Annotated in this window: 19 protein-coding genes; 2 read left to right on the forward strand and 17 right to left on the reverse strand. The window is 57.5% G+C overall.

Annotation, left to right across the window (positions count from 1 at the left end):
• Positions 1-25: 25 nt before the first annotated feature.
• From ACK4FF_RS13935 to ACK4FF_RS13970, 8 genes are all read right to left on the reverse strand, one after another.
• Entirely contained in the window at positions 26-1207 is a 1182-nt protein-coding gene (locus ACK4FF_RS13935; protein ID WP_409710547.1) for an acetyl-CoA C-acyltransferase family protein, read from the reverse strand.
• A 71-nt stretch (positions 1208-1278) separates the two neighbouring features.
• Positions 1279-2646: a 30S ribosomal protein S12 methylthiotransferase RimO gene (rimO, locus tag ACK4FF_RS13940; protein WP_409710550.1), complete on the reverse strand. Its 1368-nt coding sequence runs from the start codon at positions 2644-2646 to the stop codon at positions 1279-1281.
• 9 nt (positions 2647-2655) lie between these two features.
• Positions 2656-3237 (reverse strand): polyhydroxyalkanoate synthesis repressor PhaR, encoded by a 582-nt coding sequence (gene phaR / locus ACK4FF_RS13945; RefSeq protein WP_409710553.1) that lies wholly within the window; start codon positions 3235-3237, stop codon positions 2656-2658.
• Positions 3238-3463: 226 nt separating this feature from the next.
• Positions 3464-4207, reverse strand: coding sequence for a 3-ketoacyl-ACP reductase (locus tag ACK4FF_RS13950; protein ID WP_409710556.1), 744 nt, complete (start codon positions 4205-4207; stop codon positions 3464-3466).
• A gap of 54 nt (positions 4208-4261) precedes the next feature.
• Positions 4262-5440 (reverse strand): acetyl-CoA C-acetyltransferase, encoded by a 1179-nt coding sequence (locus ACK4FF_RS13955; protein ID WP_409710559.1) that lies wholly within the window; start codon positions 5438-5440, stop codon positions 4262-4264.
• Between the two features lie 72 nt (positions 5441-5512).
• On the reverse strand, positions 5513-7342 hold the full coding sequence (locus ACK4FF_RS13960; RefSeq protein ID WP_409710562.1) for a PHA/PHB synthase family protein: 1830 nt from the start codon (positions 7340-7342) through the stop codon (positions 5513-5515).
• A 385-nt stretch (positions 7343-7727) separates the two neighbouring features.
• Positions 7728-8513, reverse strand: a complete 786-nt coding sequence (gene pgeF, locus ACK4FF_RS13965; RefSeq protein WP_409710565.1) for a peptidoglycan editing factor PgeF — start codon at positions 8511-8513, stop codon at positions 7728-7730.
• 33 nt (positions 8514-8546) lie between these two features.
• A complete protein-coding gene (locus ACK4FF_RS13970; RefSeq protein ID WP_409710568.1) occupies positions 8547-9764 on the reverse strand; it encodes an RluA family pseudouridine synthase in 1218 nt (405 codons plus the stop codon).
• Positions 9765-9885: 121 nt separating this feature from the next.
• On the opposite strand from ACK4FF_RS13970, the gene ACK4FF_RS13975 reads away from it, so the two are divergent.
• Entirely contained in the window at positions 9886-10728 is an 843-nt protein-coding gene (locus ACK4FF_RS13975) for an outer membrane protein assembly factor BamD (RefSeq protein ID WP_409710833.1), read from the forward strand.
• 34 nt (positions 10729-10762) lie between these two features.
• Here the strand turns inward: ACK4FF_RS13975 and ACK4FF_RS13980 are convergent, their stop codons facing one another.
• From ACK4FF_RS13980 to ACK4FF_RS13990, 3 genes are all read right to left on the reverse strand, one after another.
• Entirely contained in the window at positions 10763-12733 is a 1971-nt protein-coding gene (locus ACK4FF_RS13980) for an ATP-dependent DNA helicase (RefSeq protein ID WP_409710571.1), read from the reverse strand.
• Positions 12734-12746: 13 nt separating this feature from the next.
• On the reverse strand, positions 12747-12956 hold the full coding sequence (locus ACK4FF_RS13985) for a YdcH family protein (RefSeq protein ID WP_409710574.1): 210 nt from the start codon (positions 12954-12956) through the stop codon (positions 12747-12749).
• A 102-nt stretch (positions 12957-13058) separates the two neighbouring features.
• A complete protein-coding gene (locus tag ACK4FF_RS13990; protein ID WP_409710577.1) occupies positions 13059-13478 on the reverse strand; it encodes a hypothetical protein in 420 nt (139 codons plus the stop codon).
• Between the two features lie 12 nt (positions 13479-13490).
• Between ACK4FF_RS13990 and ACK4FF_RS13995 the strand changes: the two genes are divergently transcribed.
• Positions 13491-15842: a Tex family protein gene (locus tag ACK4FF_RS13995; protein WP_409710581.1), complete on the forward strand. Its 2352-nt coding sequence runs from the start codon at positions 13491-13493 to the stop codon at positions 15840-15842.
• Positions 15843-15885: 43 nt separating this feature from the next.
• Here the strand turns inward: ACK4FF_RS13995 and ACK4FF_RS14000 are convergent, their stop codons facing one another.
• From ACK4FF_RS14000 to hrcA, 6 genes are all read right to left on the reverse strand, one after another.
• Positions 15886-16179, reverse strand: coding sequence for a hypothetical protein (locus tag ACK4FF_RS14000; protein ID WP_409710584.1), 294 nt, complete (start codon positions 16177-16179; stop codon positions 15886-15888).
• An 86-nt stretch (positions 16180-16265) separates the two neighbouring features.
• Entirely contained in the window at positions 16266-17387 is a 1122-nt protein-coding gene (dnaJ, locus tag ACK4FF_RS14005; RefSeq protein ID WP_409710587.1) for a molecular chaperone DnaJ, read from the reverse strand.
• A gap of 123 nt (positions 17388-17510) precedes the next feature.
• Positions 17511-19463 carry a molecular chaperone DnaK gene (gene dnaK, locus ACK4FF_RS14010; protein ID WP_409710590.1) on the reverse strand — a complete coding sequence of 651 codons (1953 nt, stop codon included), beginning with the start codon at positions 19461-19463 and terminating at the stop codon, positions 17511-17513.
• 89 nt (positions 19464-19552) lie between these two features.
• On the reverse strand, positions 19553-20107 hold the full coding sequence (gene grpE, locus ACK4FF_RS14015; RefSeq protein ID WP_409710593.1) for a nucleotide exchange factor GrpE: 555 nt from the start codon (positions 20105-20107) through the stop codon (positions 19553-19555).
• Positions 20108-20261: 154 nt separating this feature from the next.
• On the reverse strand, positions 20262-21383 hold the full coding sequence (gene hemH / locus ACK4FF_RS14020) for a ferrochelatase (RefSeq protein ID WP_409710596.1): 1122 nt from the start codon (positions 21381-21383) through the stop codon (positions 20262-20264).
• Between the two features lie 73 nt (positions 21384-21456).
• Positions 21457-22473 carry a heat-inducible transcriptional repressor HrcA gene (gene hrcA / locus ACK4FF_RS14025; protein ID WP_409710835.1) on the reverse strand — a complete coding sequence of 339 codons (1017 nt, stop codon included), beginning with the start codon at positions 22471-22473 and terminating at the stop codon, positions 21457-21459.
• Between the last annotated feature and the right edge of the window lie 12 nt (positions 22474-22485).

Here is a 22485-nt window from a genome sequence, read left to right on the forward strand (position 1 = left end):
TTTTTACGCACTGCAAACAAGCGAATCAGATGCGCTCGAAAATGGCGGCAATGCCTTGACCACCACCAATACACATGGTGACCAGCGCGTAACGACCGCCCACACGTTGAAGCTCGTACAGGGCCTTAACGGTGATAATGGCGCCGGTGGCGCCAATCGGATGACCAATCGAAATACCGGAACCATTGGGGTTGACCTTGGCGGGGTCCATACCCAACTCTTTGGTGACCGCGCAAGCCTGCGCAGCAAACGCTTCGTTGGCTTCAATCACATCAATATCAGCCATGCTCAGGCCCGCTTTGGCCAGGGCTTTCTTGGTGGCCGACACAGGGCCGATGCCCATGATGGTGGGCTCAACGCCGGTGTTGGCGTAAGCCACCAAGCGGGCCATAGGCTTCTTGCCAGCACGCTCTGCAGCACCACGCTCCATCAACAGCACCGCACCAGCGCCGTCGTTCAGGCCAGACGCGTTACCTGCAGTCACCGTGCCCTCTTTCTCAAACACGGCGCGCAACTTGGCCATGCCTTCCAGTGTTGCGTCGCCGCGTACATGCTCGTCTGTGTCGAACAACACTGGGCCCTTCTTGGACTTGATTTCCACCGGCAGGATTTGGTCTTTGAAATAGCCATTGGCAATCGCATTGTGTGCACGCCGGTGGCTTTCAACGGCCAAGGCATCCTGCTCTTCGCGGGAAATATTGAACTGGCGGGCCACGTTTTCAGCAGTCACGCCCATGTGGATCACATGAAATGGGTCGTGCAGAGCACCCACCATCATGTCGATGCCCTTCATGTCGCCCATGCGGGCACCCCAGCGCGCTGCAGGCAAAATGTAAGGCGCACGGCTCATGCTTTCTGCACCACCGCCGATGGCCACATCAGCATCGCCCAACAGGATGGACTGCGCTGCGGTCACAATCGCTTGCAGGCCAGAGCCGCACAGGCGGTTCAAGGTCAGCGCTGGGGTGGCCTTGTCCAATCCGCCTTCAATGGCAGCCACACGGGCCAGGTACATGTCACGGGGCTCGGAATTGACCACATGGCCAAACACCACGTGCCCCACTTCCTCGGCTGACACGCCAGCGCGGGCCACCACTTCCTTAACCACCATCGCACCCATCTGGGTGGGGGAAAAATCTTTCAGGCTTCCACCGAAACCACCGACGGCGGTTCGTACACCGGCCACTACAACCACTTCACGTGTCATCTTGAATCTCCAGTTGGTTTGTCATTGTTGAAATTAGGGCTCATGACATGAGCTTGATCGTGTTACTTCAATTAAGGCTGAACAACCTGACCCCACAAGTCGTGTTCATCACAGTCGTCAATCTCAACAGCAATTAGGTCACCCACCTTGGGTTTTGGGCCATTGCCCGTTGGCAAAGGCACAAACACATTGCCGTCAATCTCGGGCGCGTCAGCCTTGCTGCGAGCCACCATGCCTTCATCGTCAACTTCGTCGATGATCACATCCATGACTCGGCCAACCTTGGCTTGGTTGCGGCGCAGGGAAATGCTTTCCTGCAAGGCCATCAGCCGTGCGCGGCGTTCTTCCTTAACCTCCTCGGGCACCGGGTTGTCCAGCAAATTCGCTTTGGCACCTTCCACGGGCGAGTAAGCGAACACGCCAACGCGGTCAAGCTGGGCTTCCTTAATGAATTGCAGCAAATGCTCAAACTCGGCCTCGGTTTCGCCCGGAAAACCTGTGATAAAGGTGCTGCGCAGGGTAATGTCCGGGCACGCTTGGCGCCACGCCCGGATTCGTTCAATGTTCCGCTCTCCGCTGGCCGGACGCTTCATGCGCTTGAGCACATCCGGGTGAGAATGCTGGAACGGAATATCCAGATAAGGCAGTATTTTGCCTTCGGCCATCAGGGGTACCACATTGTCCACATGGGGGTACGGATACACATAGTGCATGCGCACCCAAATGCCCAACTGGCCCAGTTCTTCCGCCAGTTGCTGGAACTGGGTTTTAACAGGCCGACCATTCACAAAGTCAGTTCGGTACTTCAAATCCACGCCATAAGCGGAGGTGTCCTGGCTGACCACCAGCAACTCCTTAACACCCGATTTCTTAAGGCTCTCCGCCTCGCGCATCACCTCACCGATTGGGCGTGACACCAAGTCGCCGCGCATGTCGGGAATGATGCAGAAAGTACATCGATGGTTACAGCCCTCGGAAATTTTCAGGTACGCGTAATGCTTCGGGGTCAGCTTCACGCCGTGGTCGGGCACCAAATCAATGAACGGGTCATGGGGCCGGGGCAAGTGGGTGTGCACGGCCTGCATCACTTCCTCCGTGGCATGAGGGCCGGTCACCGCCAACACCTTGGGGTGCAAGGTAGTAATCAGTTCTTTGCCTTCATTGCCATTTTTGGCACCCAGGCAACCAGTCACAATGACCTTGCCGTTCGATGAAATGGCTTCACCAATGGCATCCAGGCTTTCCTGCACCGCACTGTCGATAAAACCGCAGGTGTTGACCACAATCAGGTCGGCGCCTTCGTAATTGGGCGCCACGTCATACCCCTCTACTTTGAGCTGGGTCAAAATGCGTTCGGAATCCACCAGCGCCTTGGGGCAACCCAACGAAACAAAGCCCACACTGGGTGGGCGCTTGGCAGAATTGGTGTTCTGGGACATAGGCGATATTTATTCTTTGTCGGGGTCCGGTTTGCTGCGTGCTGCAGCAGTCAAATCCGCCGGGTTGGGAAATCCAAAATTGCTGAACAGGTTCCGGGTTTGGTTCTGGAACTGGTCCTGCATCTGGACAAACATGTTTTTACTTTGGTCGATGTAGTTGCTCATCATCGACTGAATCACGGGCGTCTGCACGCTCATGAACTGGCTCCACAACTCAGGGTTGGCAAACTGGCTGCCCTCGCTGACTGTTTTGCCCTGGTCCTGAAAGCTGGACTGAATGTCCATGAAGGCCTGAAGGTTTTTCTCAAGAAAGGTACCCATGATGCTCTGCATGGCATTGCCGTAAAAACGGATGATCTGCGCCAGCATGGGTGACGTGAAGATCGGCGCACCGGCTGTTTCTTCTTCCAGAATAATTTGCAGCAAAATGCTGCGGGTCAGGTCCTCGCCGCTTTTGGCGTCCAGCACCTGAAAATCTTCGTTGGCCAAAACAAGCTGTTTGACGTCACCCAAGGTGATGTAGCTGCTGGTCTGCGTGTCATACAGACGCCGGTTGGGGTACTTCTTGATCAAACGTGTTGTCTCAGCCATGCCTCTTCTCTTCTTCGGATTATGACCACTGCACAATGGGTTGCAGCGGCTTGTGGTTTATTCACCGGGGTGCAGACAAAGTTCTGCACACAAACAAGCACTTACAAAAAACATTGCACTGCAAGACGAACGTCCGTGCAGTGCAACATCATACCGCCTTTTTCTGTCAAAGGTGCCAAAAATGCTGCAGCCTGTCCAATTCCGAGCAGTGCAGCAATTTCGGTCATCAGCCCATGTGCAGGCCGCCGTTCAAGGAGAAATCGGCCCCTGTCGCGAAACCGGAATTGTCGGACGCCAACCAGCCCACCATGGAGGCGATTTCCTCGGGCGTGCCCAAACGCTTGACCGGAATGGTGCTGACGATTTTTTCCAGCACATCAGGGCGAATGGCGCGAACCATGTCGGTTCCGATGTAGCCGGGCGACACTGTGTTCACGGTCACCCCTTTGGAAGCCACTTCCTGGGCGAGAGCCATGGTGAAACCATGCAACCCCGCTTTGGCCGTGGAATAGTTGGTTTGCCCAAACTGTCCTTTCTGGCCGTTCACGGAAGAAATATTGATGATACGGCCCCAACCCTGTTCAACCATGCCGGCAATCACCTGCTTGGTGACGTTAAACAGGCTGTTCAGGTTAGTGTCAATCACTGCGGCCCAATCGTCGCGGCTCATTTTTGAGAAGGTGCCATCGCGTGTAATGCCGGCGTTGTTCACCAACACGCTCACCGTGCCATGCTCAGCGCGTACCTTCTCGAAGGCGGCCTGGGTGCTGTCCCAATCGCCTACATTGCCTTCGCTGGCCCACACTTCGTAACCCGCACTGCGCATTTCGGCCAGCCATTTGTCCTTGCGTGGGGAATTGGGGCCGCAGCCGGCAATCACCTTGAAGCCGTCTTCGCACAGTCGTTTGCAGATGGAGGTTCCGATACCGCCCATACCGCCGGTGACATACGCCACTTTTGCATTACTCATGTTCACATCCTTCCTGTTTTGTTTGTATGTTGTGTTGCAATCACTGAGGGGCAATCAGCGAGAAACTGCCAGGGCTACGCCCATGCCCCCGCCGATACACAGCGAAGCCAAGCCTTTACGGGCATCACGCTTGACCATTTCATGAATCAGGCTGACCAGCACCCGGCAACCTGAGGCGCCAATGGGGTGGCCCAGGGCAATGGCGCCACCGTTGACGTTGATCTTGCTGGTGTCCCAGCCCATTTCTTTGTTCACGGCGCAGGCCTGCGCAGCAAAAGCCTCGTTGATTTCCATCAGGTCAAGCTCAGCGGCGGTCCAACCCGCTTTCTTCAGACACAACTGTGAGGCAGGCACAGGGCCCATGCCCATGATGGTCGGGTCCAGCCCGGCACTGGCATAAGCCTGAATGCGGGCCAACACGGGCAAGCCCAAGGCCTTGGCTTTGTCGGCACTCATCAACATGACGGCGGCGGCACCGTCATTGATGCCCGATGCGTTGGCTGCGGTCACGCTGCCATCTTTCTTGAACGCGGGCTTGAGGCTGCTCATTTGGTCAAGGGTTGCACCCAAGCGGGGAAATTCATCGGTGTCAAACACCAGCGCATCGCCTTTTTTCTGGGGAATGCTCAAGGGGAAAATCTCATCCTTGAAGCGGCCCGCCTTGATGGCGGCCTCCGCCTTGTTTTGCGAGGCCACAGCGAATTCGTCTTGCACACCACGGCTGATTCCAAACTGTTCAGCCACGTTTTCAGCGGTAATGCCCATGTGGTACTGGTTGTACACGTCCCACAGGCCATCAACGATCATGGTGTCCACCAACTTGGCGTCGCCCATGCGGAAACCATCGCGGCTGCCCATCATCACATGCGGGGCGGCACTCATGTTTTCCTGGCCACCGGCAATCACGATCTCAGCGTCGCCACAGGCAATGGCCTGCGCACCCAACATCACGGCCTTCAGGCCAGAGCCACACACTTTGTTGATGGTCAGTGCAGGCACTATGGCGGGCAAACCGGCTTTGATGACCGATTGGCGGGCAGGGTTCTGTCCCGAACCAGCGGTCAAGACTTGGCCGAGAATCACCTCGGACACGTCCTCACCCTTCACGCCTGTCTTGGCCAACAGTCCCTTGATGACATGGGCCCCAAGATCGGGCGCCGACACCTTGGCCAAAGTACCGCCAAACTTTCCAATGGCCGTACGGCCTGCAGCAACAATCACCACTTCAGTCATCACATTCTCCTTGCGTGTTCGATGGCCAACCAGTGCAACTGGAAAGGCATTCTGTCTCAAATCATCGGGTTGTCACACCCGCTGTTTCACGTAGCGCCCGGGGGCAGCCTCCAGCGGTTTGAACTTGGCATTGCCCGGTTTGGCGGGCGCTTTCACAGCTTTTCCTTTGTAGGGCTCAAGCCAATTGGCCCAATCGTTCCACCAACTGCCCGGCACTGTTTTGGCCTTAACCATCCACTCATCCGGGCTTTCAGGCAGGTCCCCCTCAAGCACCCAGTAATTGCGCTTGTTCTTGGAGGCGGGGTTAATAACCCCCGCAATGTGGCCACTGGCCCCCAGCACAAAACGAACCTCACCCGACACCAGATGACCGGTGGCGTAGGCACTGGTCCACGGTACGATGTGGTCTTCACGGGTGGCCAGTATGTAGACTGGCGCATCAATCAAGCTGAGGTCTACTGGCAGGCCGCACACCGATGTTGCGCCGGGTTGGCACAGGCGGTTTTCCAAATAGGTGTTGCGCAGGTACCAAGCGAACATGGGGCCAGCCAAGTTGGTGCTGTCGCTGTTCCAGTACAGCAAATCAAACACCGGCGGCTTTTCGCCTTTGAGGTAATTGTTGACCACGTAATTCCAGACCAGGTCATTGGGGCGCAGGGAGGAAAATGCGCTGGACAGGTCTTTCCCGGGCATCAACCCGCCTTGCCCGATGCTCTCTTCACGGGCACGAACCTGCTCTTCACTGACAAAAACGCCCAAGGCCCCGGTGTCGGAAAAGTCCAGCAAGGTCGTCAGGAAGGTCACGCTGTTGATGCAATCCTCGCCACGTTGGGCCAGCGTGGACAACGCAGTGCCCAGCAAGGTGCCGCCAACACAGAAGCCCAGCACATTGATTTTGTCTTGCTTGCTGGCGGTGCGCACCACGTCGATGGCCTTGATCACACCGTCTTGAACATAGCCGTCCCAGGTGAAATGGCTGTTCTCCTCGGTGGGGTTTTTCCAGGACACGAGGTAAAGCGTGTGGCCTTGGTTGACCATGAAGTTGACCAGCGAATTGTCGGGCTGCAAATCGAGGATGTAATACTTGTTGATGCAAGGCGGCACAAACAACATGGGCACACTGCCCACAGTCGGTGTGGTGGCCTGGTACTGCAACAACTGAAAATACTCATTCTCAAACACCACGGCGCCCGGGGTGGTGGCTACATTCACCCCCACTTCAAACGCGTTTTCATCGGTTTGGGAAATGCGGCCCTTCTGCATGTCGGCCAACAGGTTGTCGATGGCCTGCTTCAGGCTTTCGCCCTTGGTCTCAAGCAGCTTTTTCTGGGCCTCTGGGTTGGTGACGAAAAAATTGGAGGGGCTGAGTGCATCCACCAACTGTTCCACCGCATAACCCAAGCGGCGCTTGTCAGAGGTGCCTTCGGGCAACAACTCAACCACGCGTTTGGTGTACTTGGCGTTGAGCATGTACAAGGCAGCGGTCAGTTCATACACCCCTTTGTCATGCCAATCCGGTGAGGAAAACCGTTTGTCACCGTCCAGCCAGGTGCTTAAAGGAACCGGTGGGGCCGCTTGCGCCGCATCCACCTTGGGCAAACCCGCAAACGCTGAGGACAGCAGGGTGGCGAGTTCAGACGCATATTCGGACTGCAACTGCCCCATGGACTGCACGGAAATCTGAGACAAGGATTGCTGACAGGATTGCAGCACAGATTGCACAAAGGGCTGAATGGCCCCCAATGTCGCCGGGTTCAAGCCGGGCGTGAAACCCGCGCCGGACATGCCCCCAAACCCCTTGAGGGCCTGCTGCCACTGTGTTTGCCAAGACTGCTGGAATTGCTCCGCCATGGGCGCGAATTGACCCAGGACCCCCTGGAAGTCAAATAGTCCGTTGTTCACCTTCCTCTCCTAGTGCCTGCATGGTGTGTACGCACCGCAGTTGCGGTTCACATCGACCGCATTTGTTTGAGCCTTCCCACTGTAAATTTCGAGGAAAAACTCTATTTTTATCATTGTGCACCGCAACATATCGGTTTGTCAAACAGTTTTGTGCATGGCTGGCGCGTCATTTGATGCCACAATAGACGCCTCGAAGTACTGTGGGCAACGCCCTGAACAGCGATGTACATCATTGGGATTGGCTGGATGTATGTGGTCACTTTGATGGCCGCCACCGAAACAAACTTGGCCGCTGGCCTTGCCACATTCATATTTTATGGTGCCCTGCCCTGCGCGGTGCTGATGTACATTTTGGGCACCAAACGCCGGCGGGCCAGAAAACGGGCTATGGAAGCAGCCGAATCAGCGTTGCCTGGCGGCCATTCGGGCCCAGCCCCTTCTGCCAACGACGGTGAGAATACCAGTTCGCGTTCGTAAAGGTGTCTTGCCCGCCACCGAGCACCTGGCTACATCCGGCCTGCAGTAAGGCTAGGCGGGCCAAACCATAGATGTCAGCGAGATACTTGGCACTGCCATCGTTTTGGGCCGTAAAACAAACTTGATTGTCCGGGTGCTGGTCTACAAAGGCCGCGTGAACCTCAGCCCCCACCTCAAATGACAGTGGGCCAATGGCCGGGCCCATCCATGCCTGTATTTGACTGGGTGGCACCGAACACGACTGCGCCAAGCGGCTCAAGCACGCCTGCAAAACCCCAGCATGCAACCCGCGCCAACCTGCGTGGGCTGCCCCCACACCCAAGGCCTGGCCTTGCCGGTCAAAGGCAGTAAAAACCACCGGCAAACAATCTGCGGTCATGATGGCCAAGGCCCGAGTAGGGGAAGTGGAAACGCTGGCGTCCGCCTGAACAGCTTGCCCCAACCGCTCGGCAGCGGCCTGCGCCACCTCACATCCGTGAACCTGATTCAGCCACAGAATGGGCGCACCAAGTTCCAGCTCAAGCACCTGACGCCGCGCAAACACGGCGGCGGGCTCATCGCCCACATGGTCACCTAGGTTAAAGCCTCGGTCGGCGGACACAAGGGCGTGATCATCTTGCCGCCCCCCCAAGCCAGACTGAGTCACCGCCACCCGAACTGCGGCCCAGTTGGCAGGCAATTCAGGTTGTACCATCAATGAGCGGAGACCATGCGGGCCGATATACACTCAGGCTTCCTCCACAACTTCAACGTCGTAGTCGCCCTCGTCATCCTCATCGAACTCCTCGTCTTCAAGTTCATGCTCGAAGCGGACCAAGGCCGAGGCTTTGTGCTGGTGGGCTTGCTCAAGCACAGACTGGTGCAACGAATCCGACAGAAAATCAATGCCGGCCAGTTGTCCAAGGGCACACAGGTCGGCCGGCGCGGGGGCAATGTACTCGGGCCAGGGCGACGACTCCAATTCTGATTCCCACTGCGCCATGGACACACCCTCCGAGCGGATTCGGAACCAGGCAGGGTCGGGAAAGCTGAGGTGGGTGGCGTGCAAGGCCTGACGGCTGAAACTGCCCCCGTCGGGCAAGGGAATTTCCGGCATGCGCAGCGCCGAATGGCTGCCAGCACCTTTGATTTTGTACACCGGGTCGGCAACCAGTGCAAAACCAGCAAACTGGGCGTGCACACGAATTTGGTGGGTACGGCCTGTTTCCAGGCGGCAAACCATCAAGGTCACAGGAACGTCCATCAAACTGCCATGGGCCACTGGCTGAAAGTGGGTGACTGCGGGTTTGCCATGGTCCACCACGGCCATCCTCAAACGGTTTTTGGGGTCGCGCCCCAGCGGGCGGTTCACGGTCACAGGCTGTGAAATTCGCCCCCACACCAAGGCCAGATAAACCCGCTTCACAATTCGGGCTTGGAGCATCTGCACCAATTTCACCTGGGTTTCGGAGGTGCGTGCCACCACCATCAAACCAGTGGTGTCCGCATCCAGTCGGTGAACAATGCCCGCACGGGGCACGTGAACCAAGCCGGCATCCTGATGCAACAGGCCATTCATCAGCGTGCCGCTCCAGTGTCCGGGGGCGGGGTGCACCACCAAGCCAGCAGGTTTGTTCACCACCGTGTATTCATCGGTCTGGCCCAGAATGTCCAGCCCCATGTCTTGCGGCACCAAGGCCTGCATGTGTTCAAGCACACCCGGGTGCAACACCACCCAATCCAGCCCCTGCACCTTCTGGTTGCCCTTCTGCGCGGCCACACCATTAACCCAAACTCGCCCCTGCTTCAACCAGGTCTGCAGTCGCGAACGGGAATAATCAGGAAACAATTCCGTCACGACTTTGTCCAAACGGCTGCCCCCCAATTCAATCGGCACGCGGGCTTTCAGGGTGTCCGGGTGGTCCACTTGGGGCAAATTGTCGGAAGAAACGGGCGATGAGGTCATGGCTGGGGCGTGGAACTGTATTACTTTTGATCACTGTGCAACGCAGCCGGGTATTGCCCGATATAATGGCGTGCACATGAGGGAACTCTTGACACTACACAGGTTTGCTGAATTTATGAAAATGTCTATCCAGGCCAAGCGCAGCGGAATTTGGCGCTCATTATCGCAGGTATTGATGGTGCCTGCCCTGCTTTTTGCGCTGGCCGCCTGCGGAAGCAACAAGCCTGTGGACGAGACAGAGGGCTGGAGCCCTGCCCGTTTGTACGAAGAAGCCAAGGCTGAACTGGACGTGGCCAACTACGAACGCGGCATTCAATTGCTGGAAAAGCTGGAGGCCCGTTACCCCTATGGCCGCTACGCCCAGCAAGCACAAATTGACACGGCCTACGCGTATTACAAAAGCGGTGACAACGCTCAGGCACTGGCGGCCACCGACCGTTTCATCAAACTCTACCCAACCCACCAAAACCTGGATTACGTGTACTACCTGCGCGGTTTGGTGAGTTTCAACCAAGACAAGGGCATTTTCTCACTGATGTCCGGTGAAGACCAAAGTGCTCGGGACCCGAAAGGCACCCGCGCCGCCTTTGACGCCTTCAAGGAAATCGTGACGCGCTTCCCCGACAGCAAATACTACGAGGACAGCCGTTCACGCCTGCAATTCCTGGTCAATGCCTTGGCCCAGAATGAATTGCACGTGGCGCGCTACTACTACCGCCGTGGCGCCTATCTGGCAGCGGTGAACCGGGCTCACGAAGTGATCAAGCGCTTTGAACAGACCCCGTCCATCGAAGAGGCCTTGTTCATCAGCCTGCGTTGCTATGAAAAACTGGGCATGACTCAACTGGCCGAAGACACCAAGCGCGTCATCAACCTGAACTTCAAAGACAGCCCCTACTGGAAGCAAGACCTGCCCGACACCAAGCAGGAAGTGGCCAAGTGGTGGCAAGTCTGGAAAGACTGAAGCAGCCCGGCGTAAATGCCCATCAAAGCCAGCGTTAAACCGCTGGCTTTGTTTTTTTCGCCAACATGAAGTCGACTGCGGCTTGCAAGTTTCGGGTTCGCTTGAAGGGTGGAAGGCTACGCCACAATTGCTTGCCGTAACCTTTTTCAACCAGGCGGCGGTCACCGATCAACAACACGCCCCAGTCCTGCTCATCCCGAATCAGGCGGCCAGCGCCCTGCTTCAAGGCAATGGCCGCGTCCGGAATCGACAACTCCTGAAACGGATTGCCGCCGCGGCGCTCAATCAATTCACTTTTGGCCTGATAAACAGGGTCGTCAGGCGGGGCGAAGGGTAACTTGTCGATGACGACCAGCCTCAAGCCTTCCCCGCGAATGTCCACGCCTTCCCAGAAACTGGCCGCCCCTACCAAGACAGGTTTGTCCAGTTGCCGGTAACGCTCCAGCAACTCAGCGCGTGAGCATTCCCCCTGAACCAGCAACTGCCAGTCCAACTCCTCGGCAAGCACCCTCTCTTTCAGGGCTTGGGCCGTGTTTTTGACGGCACGGTGGCTGGTGCACAAAAAGAACACCCCCCCATCACTGGCTTTCAACAAAGGCCACAGCACATCGACCAAGCGATTGTTAAAGCCACTTTCGCTGGGCATGGGCAGTTGCTCTGGCACGCACAACAGGGCCTGGGCCTCGTAGTCAAATGGGCTGGGAAGAATCATTTCCTCGCACTCGTCCAAGCCCACCTGAAGACGGAAATGCCTCAAATCGTCTCGCACACTCAGTGTTGCGCTGGTGAACACCCATGCTTTGCTGTTGGCGTCGTACAACTTGGCAAAGGCGTTGGACACATCCAGCGGCGAATCACACAACTGCAAGGCGTGGTTGCTGACGCTGACCCAACGCACGCTATCGGCTTGAATGTCAGCCCCTTGGGAAAACCAGTTTTGCCAGCGCAGGCACAGTTCACTGGCCCGGCCCATCAATTTCACCCACGCCTCTGAGCGGGCCGACAAGGGGCTGATCTGGTCGATAAGGCGTTCCAACCCAATGCCAAAGTCGTCACAAGCCTGTTTGACCTTGGGCAAGGCCAGAAACTGGCTGCGCGTGAAACGGGCGGCTTCAAGCTCAACACCCACCCAGCGACGTATGTCCTTGAGCAACAGGTCCAAGGGGCGGATGACCGCATCCCAATCACCCGCGTCGGCGCTGGATACCCTGCCCTCAATCAGAATGTCCCGCAACAGTTCCATGCACTGCGCGGTGGACACCGCCTGCCCCAACAGGTTGGTGGCAATGTCCGGCAACTGATGCGCTTCGTCAAACACCACCACATCACTGGCGGGCAACAACTCAGCCACGCCCTCTTCTTTCAGCGCCAAGTCGGCCAAAAAAAGGTGATGGTTGATCACCACCACATCGGCATCCAGAGCCTCGCGCCGGGCCTTGTTCACAAAGCACTCGGACGCACTTGGGCATTCGCCGCCCAAGCAATTGTCTTTGGTGGAAGTCACCCACGGCCATACAGCCGAATCTTCAGGCACCCCGGCACACTCAGCCTTGTCACCGGTTTGGGTACGCCCCATGAACACCTTGACGCGCTGAAGGTGGTCTACCTCTTTGGACGATGGCAGGCGAGCCTCTCGGAGGGCACGTTCCAGTTGAACATGGCACAGGTAATTCTGGCGGCCTTTGAGCAAGGCCACATGCACAGGCACTCCAAGGGCCTGGCGCACCAAGGGCAAGTCCTTGGCAAACAGCTGGTCTTGCAATGTTTTTGTGGCTGTGGACAGCAACACCCGTCGGCCCGACAACAATGCAGGCACCAAATAGGCAAAGGTTTTCCCGGTACCGGTGCCCGCCTCCACCACCACAGCACTCGATGCATCAATGGCCTGCGCCACGGCGTTGGCCATCTCCACTTGGGCCTGCCGCACGGTAAAGCCCGGGAAAGCCCGCTTCAAGGCGCCTGCGCCGGAAAAGGCGTGGCCCACCAAATTGATGAAATCACTCATGGGTTTGCGTCAGTCACGCAGGAATGTCCGGCTCAAGCTGAATCTGAAGCAGGGTGATTGAGTCTTTGATTTGCAGCTTCCGCTTCTTCAGACGGCGTACTTGCAGTTGGTCAAAGCCTGGCTGAGCGGTCAGCATGTCGATGATCTGGTCCAAGTCCCTGTGCTCTACCTGCAACTCGACGATGCGGCGCTGGATGGCTTCGGTGTCTGTGTCTTGAACCATGGTTGATCGATGAATGACCTGTGTGACCTGCATTGTAGCCCAGGGCGCCTGCCCGGGGGCAATGCGATTTCGTTTGCATCCCCCAAACAGGATGCCCCCGCTTTATTTCACCTTCGAGGCTTGCCGACGGTTGTAATCGTCCAAGCGAATCATGTCGCTGGCTTCACCCTTGATTTCCAGGTACGACCGTCGCAATTTAGCCCCTTCATAGCGCACATCCTCAACGCAACTGGACACAAAGAAGCGGTCATAGCAGGCGCGTGTCTTTTGATTGATTTCGTAGTCCAAACGCGCCAATGCGGGTTCCACTGCGGCCATGTAGGCGCGGGCTTCGCTGAGTGTCGCGGGCTTCTGGGGGGGTTGGGTGTCATAGCGCACACCGGCACAGCCCACCAAAGCCAAGACCGCAAGCCCCAAAGCCACACCCAACAAGCCTTGACCGGGCTGGACGCGTGAACCACTCGCCTGGGCCTTGTGCCCCTTGGCCTGTGGCACAATGCCCTGCCTTCTGTTTAACCGCATGACTGACCTCACATGACGCTTACCGAGAAACGAATTATCGCCCAGCTGGCCCGTGAATTGGGTTGCCGTGACACGCAAATCATGGCTGCTGTGACCCTGATGGACGAAGGAGCCACCGTGCCGTTCATCGCCCGTTACCGCAAAGAAGTGACGGGTGGGCTGGATGATGCTGTGCTTCGTGACCTCGAAGAACGCTTGGTTTACCTGCGAGAACTCGAAGAACGCCGGGCGAGTATCCTGGCCAGCATTGAAAGCCAGGGCAAGCTGACCCCCGAATTGCAAGCGGCCATTGAGCAGGCCGACAACAAGCAAACCCTTGAAGACCTGTACCTGCCTTACAAGCCGAAACGCCGCACCCGTGCCCAAATTGCGCGTGAAGCTGGCCTTCAGGGCCTGGCCGATGCCATTGAACAAACCCCCGGCTGTGTGCCCGAAGAATTGGCCGCTGGGTACTTGAATGCTGAACACCAGATCAACGACACCAAAGCGGCTTTGGACGGTGCCCGCGATATTCTTGCCGAACAATACGCTGAAAATGCCGAGTTGCTCGCCAAGCTTCGCGCCCGCCTGCTGGCTGAGGCCTCCATTCGGTCCACCGTAGACCCGGAGAAAAAGGCCGAAGCCATCAAGTTTCAAGACTATTTCGAGCATGAAGAGCCCTTGCGGCAAGTGGCCTCGCACCGAATGCTGGCGATGCTTCGGGGCCGCGAGCAGGGCTTTCTGACCCTGAAGGTGGACCTGCCCGAAGTGTGGGCCCAAGAAAACCCCCGGGCACCGCACCCGTTCGAAACCGACATTGCCAACCACCATGGCTTGGTGCGCGACGAGAGCCCGCGTGGCCGTTACCTCAATGAGGTTTGCCGCTGGACTTGGCGCATCAAACTGGCCAGCACGCTGGACAGCGAAATGGTGGCCAAACTGCGTGACGACGCTCAAGCCGAAGCCATCAGCGTGTTTGGCAAGAACCTGAAAGACCTTCTGCTGGCCGCCCCCGCTGGCGCCAAAGCCACCATGGGCCTGGACCCCGGTATTCGTACCGGTGTGAAAGTGGCTGTGGTGGACACCACCGGACAAGTGGTGGACACCACCACCGTTTACCCACACGAGCCTCGCAGGCAATGGGACGAGTCCATCGCCATCCTGGCGGCTTTGTGCATGAAACACAATGTGGAGTTGATCGCCATCGGCAACGGCACAGCCAGCCGGGAAACCGACCAATTGGCCGCTGACCTGCTCAGCCGCCACAAAGACTTGAAAGCCACCAAGGTGATGGTGAGTGAAGCTGGGGCATCGGTGTACTCAGCGTCGGCCTTGGCGTCTTCCGAGTTGCCTGAGCTGGATGTCAGCCTGCGGGGCGCAGTATCGATTGCCCGACGCCTTCAGGACCCCTTGGCCGAATTGGTGAAGATCGACCCGAAATCGATCGGCGTAGGCCAATACCAGCATGACGTGGACCAGCGCCAGTTGAGCGGACGGCTCGACGCGGTGGTTGAGGATTGCGTGAACGCGGTGGGCGTTGAGGTGAACACCGCCTCAGAAAGCCTGTTGGCCCGGGTGTCAGGCTTGAACAGTTCGGTGGCCAAAGCCTTGGTGCAGTACAGGAATAGCCACGGACAATTCAAAAGCCGGGAAGACCTGCGCAAAGTGCCACGCTTGGGCGACAAAACCTTCGAACAAGCCGCAGGTTTTTTGCGAGTACACGGTGCCGACAACCCGCTGGACGCCTCTGCTGTTCACCCGGAAGCCTACGGTGTGGTCGAAAAAATGGCCACAAAAACAGGCAAACCTGTGGGTAGCCTGATCGGCAACAGCGATGTACTCAAAAGCCTGAAAGCGGGCGACTTTGTGGACGATCGGTTTGGTTTGCCCACCGTGCAAGACATTCTCGTGGAACTGGACAAACCAGGCCGCGACCCGCGCCCCAGCTTCAAAACCGCCAAGTTCGACGACAGCGTTCACACCCTGGCTGACCTGAAACCCGGCATGCTGCTGGAAGGCGTGGTCACCAACGTGGCCAACTTCGGCGCGTTTGTGGACATTGGTGTGCATCAGGACGGCTTGGTGCATGTGTCCGCCTTGTCAAACACCTTTGTGAAAGACCCCCACACCGTGGTGAAAGCGGGCCAGATTGTGAAGGTGAAGGTGCTTGAAGTGGACATTCCGCGCAAACGAATTGCACTGACGATGCGCCTAAGCGACGAACCAGGCAAACACAGCAGTGGCCCTCAAGCCGCCAACCGCAGCAGCGGTGGCGGGCGGGGCGATTCCCGAGACAACCGGGGTGCACAGCGCAGTTTTGGAACCAGCAGCAGCCCAGCCAACAACGCTTTGGCCGCTGCGTTTGCCAAGGCCAAGCAACGTTAACCACAGTCAGGGTCAGCACGGTGCTGGCCGCCCTGACTAACCATCAGAATCGTGACGGAGCCTGAAAAAAGGGAGACGACTTTTTCAATTGTTCGCGAATGTACCGGCGAGCCTCCGCCATCAGTTTTTGGCGTTCCTTGGGGCCAAGAAGCCCCAAACTGGGCACTGTCTGAAACGAAAACTCCCGACCGCCTTGGTCCGCAGTTTTCAAGCCAATCAGAGTCTCGGCAGCCTTGACCACACTGGGAGACTGTACGGTTTTGATTAAACCCTTGACCGCAGAGTCGTGCTCGATGCCCAAAGCAGGGTTTGATTTAACAGGTGTTGACGGGTGCATGGAGTCCTCGTTGTCCTTGAGAGGTTGATGGACCTCTAAGTTACTTTCGAGGAACTCCAGTTCCACCTTGCTGGTCAGCTGCCTGTTCAGCCGAAGAAATCCTTCACCTTGTCCATCCAGCTTTTGGCCTGCGGTGAGTGTTTGTCACCGTCGGCTTCACAACTGCGCTGAAACTCCCGCAAAAGCTCCTTTTGCTTGTCGGACAAACGCACGGGCGTTTCCACCACAATGTGGCAGAACAAGTCACCGGGCATGGATGAACGCACACCCTTGATGCCCTTGCTTCGCAAGCGGAATGTTTTTCCGGTTTGTGTGCCCTCAGGAATATCGAACGAGGCCTTACCACCCAAGGTGGGCACCTCAATAGTGCCACCCAAGGCCGCGGTGGCAAACGACACCGGCATTTCACAATGCAGGTCATCGCCCTCGCGTTGGAACACCGCGTGTTCTTTCAGGTGCACTTCCACATACAAATCACCCGCTGGCCCGCCGTTCACACCGGGTTCGCCTTTGCCACTCAAGCGCACACGCATGCCATCGTCGATACCCGCTGGAATTTTGACTTCCAGCGTCTTGGTGGTTTTCTTGCGGCCCACGCCGTCACAGTCGTGACAGGGGTGCGGAATCACTTTGCCCGTACCATGGCACTTGGGGCAGGTTTGCTGAACACTGAAGAAGCCCTGTGTCATCCGAACAGCACCCGCGCCACCGCAGGTGGAGCAGGTTTCCGGCTTGGTGCCGGGCTTGGCGCCACTGCCGTGGCAGGTGCCGCAATTGTCCCAAGTGGGCACACGAATCTGGGTGTCAAAACCACGTGCGGCCTGCTCCAGCGTGATCTCCATGTTGTACTTGAGGTCAGCCCCCCGATACACATTGGATTGGCGAGAACGGCCTCCGCCGAAAATATCACCAAAAATATCGCCGAAGGCTTCGGAGAAATCGGAGAAACCACCAGCGCCACCACCGCCTCCGCCCATGTTGGGGTCAACCCCTGCATGGCCATAACGGTCATAAGCACCCCGCTTTTGCGGGTCACTCAACATTTCATAGGCCTCTTTGGCCTCTTTGAATTTGGCCTCGGCTTCGGCATTGCCGGGGTTTCGGTCAGGGTGATACTTCATGGCCATCTTCCGATAAGCCTTTTTCAGCTCATCGTCCGTGGCGTTTTTCTGCACACCCAGAATGTCGTAAAAGTCCCGTTTAGCCATGTTGTTCCCGAAATCTGCCCAGGCTCAATCCGTGAGCCCCAATCAACCAAAAGGGGCGTAACCACCAACCGATGATTCGCCCCGGGAAGTCAGCAGGCCAGCGAACCGGCCTGCATGCATCCATCACTTGTCTTTGACTTCCTTGAAGTCGGCATCGACGATGTCGTCCGCATCGGCTTTTGCACCGGCTTCTGCGCCTGCACCACCGGCTGCGCCCGCACCGGCAGCGGCGCCAGCGGCTGCTTGCTCGGCCTGCATGTCAGCGTACATCTTTTCGCCAAGCTTCTGGGCTGCTGTGGCCAGCTCTTGGGTCTTTGCGTCGATGTCGGCTTTGTCGTCACCCTTAGCGGATTCCTCAAGGGCTTTGCACGCCGCTTCAATCTTCTCTTTTTCACCGGCTTCCAGCTTGTCGCCATACTCACCCAAGCTCTTGCGTGTGCTGTGCACCAATGCATCGGCCTGGTTCTTGGCTTCGGCCAATTCACGGCGTTTGGCGTCGTCGGCCGCGTTGGCTTCGGCGTCTTTGACCATCTTCTGGATTTCATCCTCGGACAAGCCCGAGTTGGCCTTGATGGTGATCTTGTTTTCCTTGCCGGTGCCTTTGTCTTTGGCAGACACATGCAAAATGCCGTTGGCATCAATGTCAAAGGTCACTTCAATCTGCGGCACACCGCGGGGCGCGGGTGGAATGCCTTCCAGGTTGAATTCGCCCAGGCTCTTGTTGTCGGCGGCCATCTTGCGCTCACCCTGATACACCTTGATGGTGACAGCGGGCTGATTGTCGTCAGCGGTCGAAAACACCTGGCTGAACTTGGTTGGGATGGTGGTGTTTTTGGCAATCATGGAAGTCATCACACCGCCCATGGTTTCAATGCCCAAAGACAATGGAGTCACGTCCAGCAACAGCACGTCCTTGCGGTCGCCGCTCAACACGGAACCTTGAATGGCAGCACCAGCAGCCACGGCTTCGTCGGGGTTCACGTCTTTGCGAGGTTCTTTGCCGAAGAAATTCTTCACGGCTTCCTGAACCTTGGGCATGCGGCTTTGGCCACCCACCAGAATAATGTCGTCAATGTCGGAAGCCGAGACACCAGCGTCTTTCAAGGCTGTTTTGCAGGGCTCGATGGTGCGGACGATGAGGTCCTCAACCAGCGACTCCAACTTCGCACGGGTCAGCTTGGTGGTCAAGTGAACGGGCGCGCCGTTGGCCATGGCGATGTAGGGCTCGTTAATCTCAGTTTGCTGAGAAGACGACAATTCAATTTTGGCGCGTTCCGCAGCCGCCTTGATACGCTGCAAGGCGATCGGGTCTTTGGACAGGTCAACGCCGTTGTTCTTTTTGAACTCGTCGATGATGTGGTCAATGATGCGCTGGTCGAAATCCTCACCGCCCAGGAAAGTGTCGCCGTTGGTGGACAGCACTTCAAACTGCTTCTCGCCATCGATGTCGGCAATCTCGATGATGGACACGTCGAAGGTTCCGCCACCCAAGTCATAGACGGCGATTTTGCGGTCACCCTTTTCGCTCTTGTCCATACCGAAGGCCAAGGCCGCGGCGGTCGGTTCGTTGATGATGCGCTTCACATCCAGACCGGCAATGCGGCCAGCGTCCTTGGTTGCTTGGCGCTGGCTGTCATTGAAGTACGCGGGCACGGTGATCACGGCCTCAGTCACTTCCTCGCCCAGGTAGTCCTCGGCGGTTTTTTTCATTTTGCGCAGCACTTCGGCGGATACCTGGGGGGGCGCGAGCTTCTGGTCACGCACCTGAACCCAAGCGTCGCCATTGTCGGCCTGGATGATGCTGTAGGGCATCAGGCCGATGTCTTTCTGCACTTCGGCGTCGCCGAACTTGCGACCAATCAGGCGCTTGACCGCATACAAAGTGTTGCGGGGGTTGGTGACGGCTTGGCGCTTGGCGGGCGCACCCACGGTGATTTCACCGTCTTCCATGTACGCAATGATGGACGGCGTGGTGCGTGCACCTTCCGAGTTTTCGATGACTTTGTAGCTGCCCGCTTCAAACACGGCCACGCAGGAGTTGGTGGTGCCCAAGTCGATACCGATGATTTTTCCCATGATTTCTCCGAATTCTCTCAATAATGTTCAGTCAAGCCGTAGTTGGGGGCCAAGCCAGACATTTCAAGTCGGCCCCCAAGCGGCATCAATTACTGGGCCACAGCCACCAGTGCCGGGCGCAGCACCCGGTCATTCAGGCTGTAACCCTTTTGCAGAACCGCAACCACATGGTTGGCAGGCACCGCGGGCTCTACCGAGTTCCCAGGCACCATGGACACAGCTTGGTGCTGGTTGGGGTCGAATTTCTCACCAGCCGGGTTGATCAGCTTGACCTTGGCACGGTCAAAGGCCGATTCCAGTTGACGCAGCGTGGCAGAAACGCCCTCTTTCATGCTTTCAAGGGTCTGGTTTTCAACGGCCAAGGCCATTTCAAGGGTGTCGCGCACGGGCAGCAGGCTTTCAGCAAAACCCTCAATGGCAAACTTGTGGGCTTTGGCCACGTCTTCCTGTGTGCGGCGGCGCAGGTTTTCCATGTCAGCGGCCAAGCGCAAGTAGACTTCTTTGGCCTTGGCGGCTTCATCCTGGCTTTGGGCCAGTTGTTGACGCAAGGCCTCAAGCTCATCCACGGGGGCGGCGGGCTGAGCCTCTGGCTGGCTGGTTGCCTCAGGCTCTTGCGGCGCGGGCGATCCAGTCTGTTCCGACATGTTTTTTCCTCCAAATCAAAGGTTTGGCGAGGCCATGTGGATGCGGCTCGCCGTGCATTGGCGGGATATGGGGACACCCAGCCCAGTTTCAAGAGGCTGATCCAAAAGAATTTGGGGGCACTAAGCCCCCTGGTTTGAATACGACCTGCTCAGCTTAAGTCGCGGAACTGTCGGTGGCCCCCATGGCCAAGGCCAGGCGTCGGCTGGCGGCCAATTCATCGGCCAATGCGGTGTCGTGAACCGCATCCAAAGGCCAGCCTTGCAGGTGCTGCCCACTGATTTCAGTGAGCATGGCCACAGACCACTCCGAATCATTCAGACAAGCCACGTAGTGGAACTCGCCACCGCCAGCATGCTGGAAGTCTTCTCGGCCTTCCTGATTGATTTCCTCCAGTGTTTCGAGGCAATCGGCGAGGAACCCGGGGCACATCACATCCACGCGTTTGACGCCGGCTTGGCCCAGCGCTTTCAGGGTCACATCGGTGTAGGGCTCCAGCCACTTGGCCTTGCCAAAACGGCTTTGGAAGGTCACCTTGTAGTGGTTGCGCTCCAAGCCCAATTCTTCGGCCAGCAAGCGCGCTGTTTTGTGGCATTCACAGTGGTAAGGGTCGCCTTTGAGCAAAGTGAACTCGGGCACACCGTGGAAGCTCAGCACCATCTGGTCGCCCTGGGCAAAATTGGGCTGCCCTTTGTCGCGCCAATGGCGGCGCACGCTTTCAGCCAGGGCGTGAATGTAGGCCGGATGGTCATGAAAGTGTTTGACGAAACGCAACTCCGGCACGTTGCGCACCGGGCGTGCCCAGTCGAACACTGCGTCATACACCGAGGCCGTGGTGGCGGCAGCGTATTGTGGGTACATGGGCAACACCAGTACACGGTCATAACCTTGGGCCCGCAACTCATCCATGCGAGATTCAACCGAGGGGTTGCCATACCGCATGGCCACTTCCACCTTGACATCCCACCGGCGGGCTTTGAAACCCTCGGCCAACCGGGCAGCCTGCTTGCGGGTGATGGCCATCAGTGGCGAACCTTCGTCCGTCCACACAGTGGCGTATTTGGCCGCCGACTTTTTGGGACGAATCTGAAGAATGATGAGGTTCAAAATGAACCACCACACCAGTTTGGGAATTTCGACCACCCGAGTGTCCGACAAAAACTGCTTGAGATAACGCCGCAGCGAGGGCGCATCCGGGGCGTCGGGTGTCCCAAGATTCACCATCAAAACCGCTGTTTTCTGAGGGGTGCCGTGCCGAAAAGGTGCTTCTGTACGCATGGTGCTGGGTTTAGGGCCTGCGCCCTGAAAAAAGACTGGGTCTGAGTATACGCAAAAGCCTGCGTCGGTGAGGTCAGATTGGGTCGGACAGGGCCGAGCTGACCAGTTTGGCGGTGATGTCCACCATCGGAATTAAGCGTTCGTAGGCCATGCGGGTCGGCCCGATCACGCCCAGCGTGCCCACCACCTCACCATTGACCGAATACGGGGCGGAAATCACGCTCATCTCTTCCATCGGAACCAGGCTTGAATCACCACCGATAAAAATCTGCACGCCTTGGGCCTGGTTGGAGCTTTCCAGCAAGCGCAGCAGGTCGGTGCGTTGCTCAAACACATTGAACAGCTTGCGCAGACGGTCCATATTGGTGGACAAGTCCTGCACGTTCAACAATTGGTGCTCGCCAGCCACCAACACTTGCTCTTGAGTGTTCTGTTCGGCTTCCGTACCGGCGTTGACCGCCGCTTGCATCAATGCGCTGATGTCCTGGCTGATCTGGTGCAATTCCTCCGACAACCGCTGACGCGCTTGGGCGAAGGTGAGCCCTGAAAAATGCTGGTTGAAAAAATTGGCGGCCTGAGTCAACGCTGACTGGCTATAAGGTTGATCGGTGATCAGAATGCGGTTCTGCACGTCCCCCTCGGGGGTCACAATGATCAACAGCACCTTTCGGTCCGACAAACCCAGGAACTCCACCTGCCGGAACAAGGAAGAACGTTTGGGCGAGGTGATCACCCCTGCGAACGATGACAAGCTGGACAACAAATCGGCAGCGCGGCTTAAAACCCGATTGGGGTCGTCACGCTGAAGCGAACCGGACAGCATGCGCTCCAGGTTGGTCTCCAAGGGGCGCACAGTAATCAGGGAATCCACAAACATGCGGTAACCCTGAGGGGTGGGTACCCGGCCAGCCGAGGTGTGGGGTGATGCAACCAAGCGCATCTCTTCCAGGTCAGCCATCACATTGCGGATGGTGGCCGGGCTTAGGTCCAGCACAGAATGTTTGGACAAAGCCCGTGACCCCACGGGGCTGCCTTCGGCAATATACCGTTCAACCAGGGTTTTCAGGAGTGAACGACCACGTTCGTCAATCATCGGTGCCAC

It is taken from the genome of Limnobacter sp., assembly GCF_046297615.1.
In the GTDB taxonomy this organism is placed as follows: Bacteria; Pseudomonadota; Gammaproteobacteria; order Burkholderiales; family Burkholderiaceae_B; genus Limnobacter.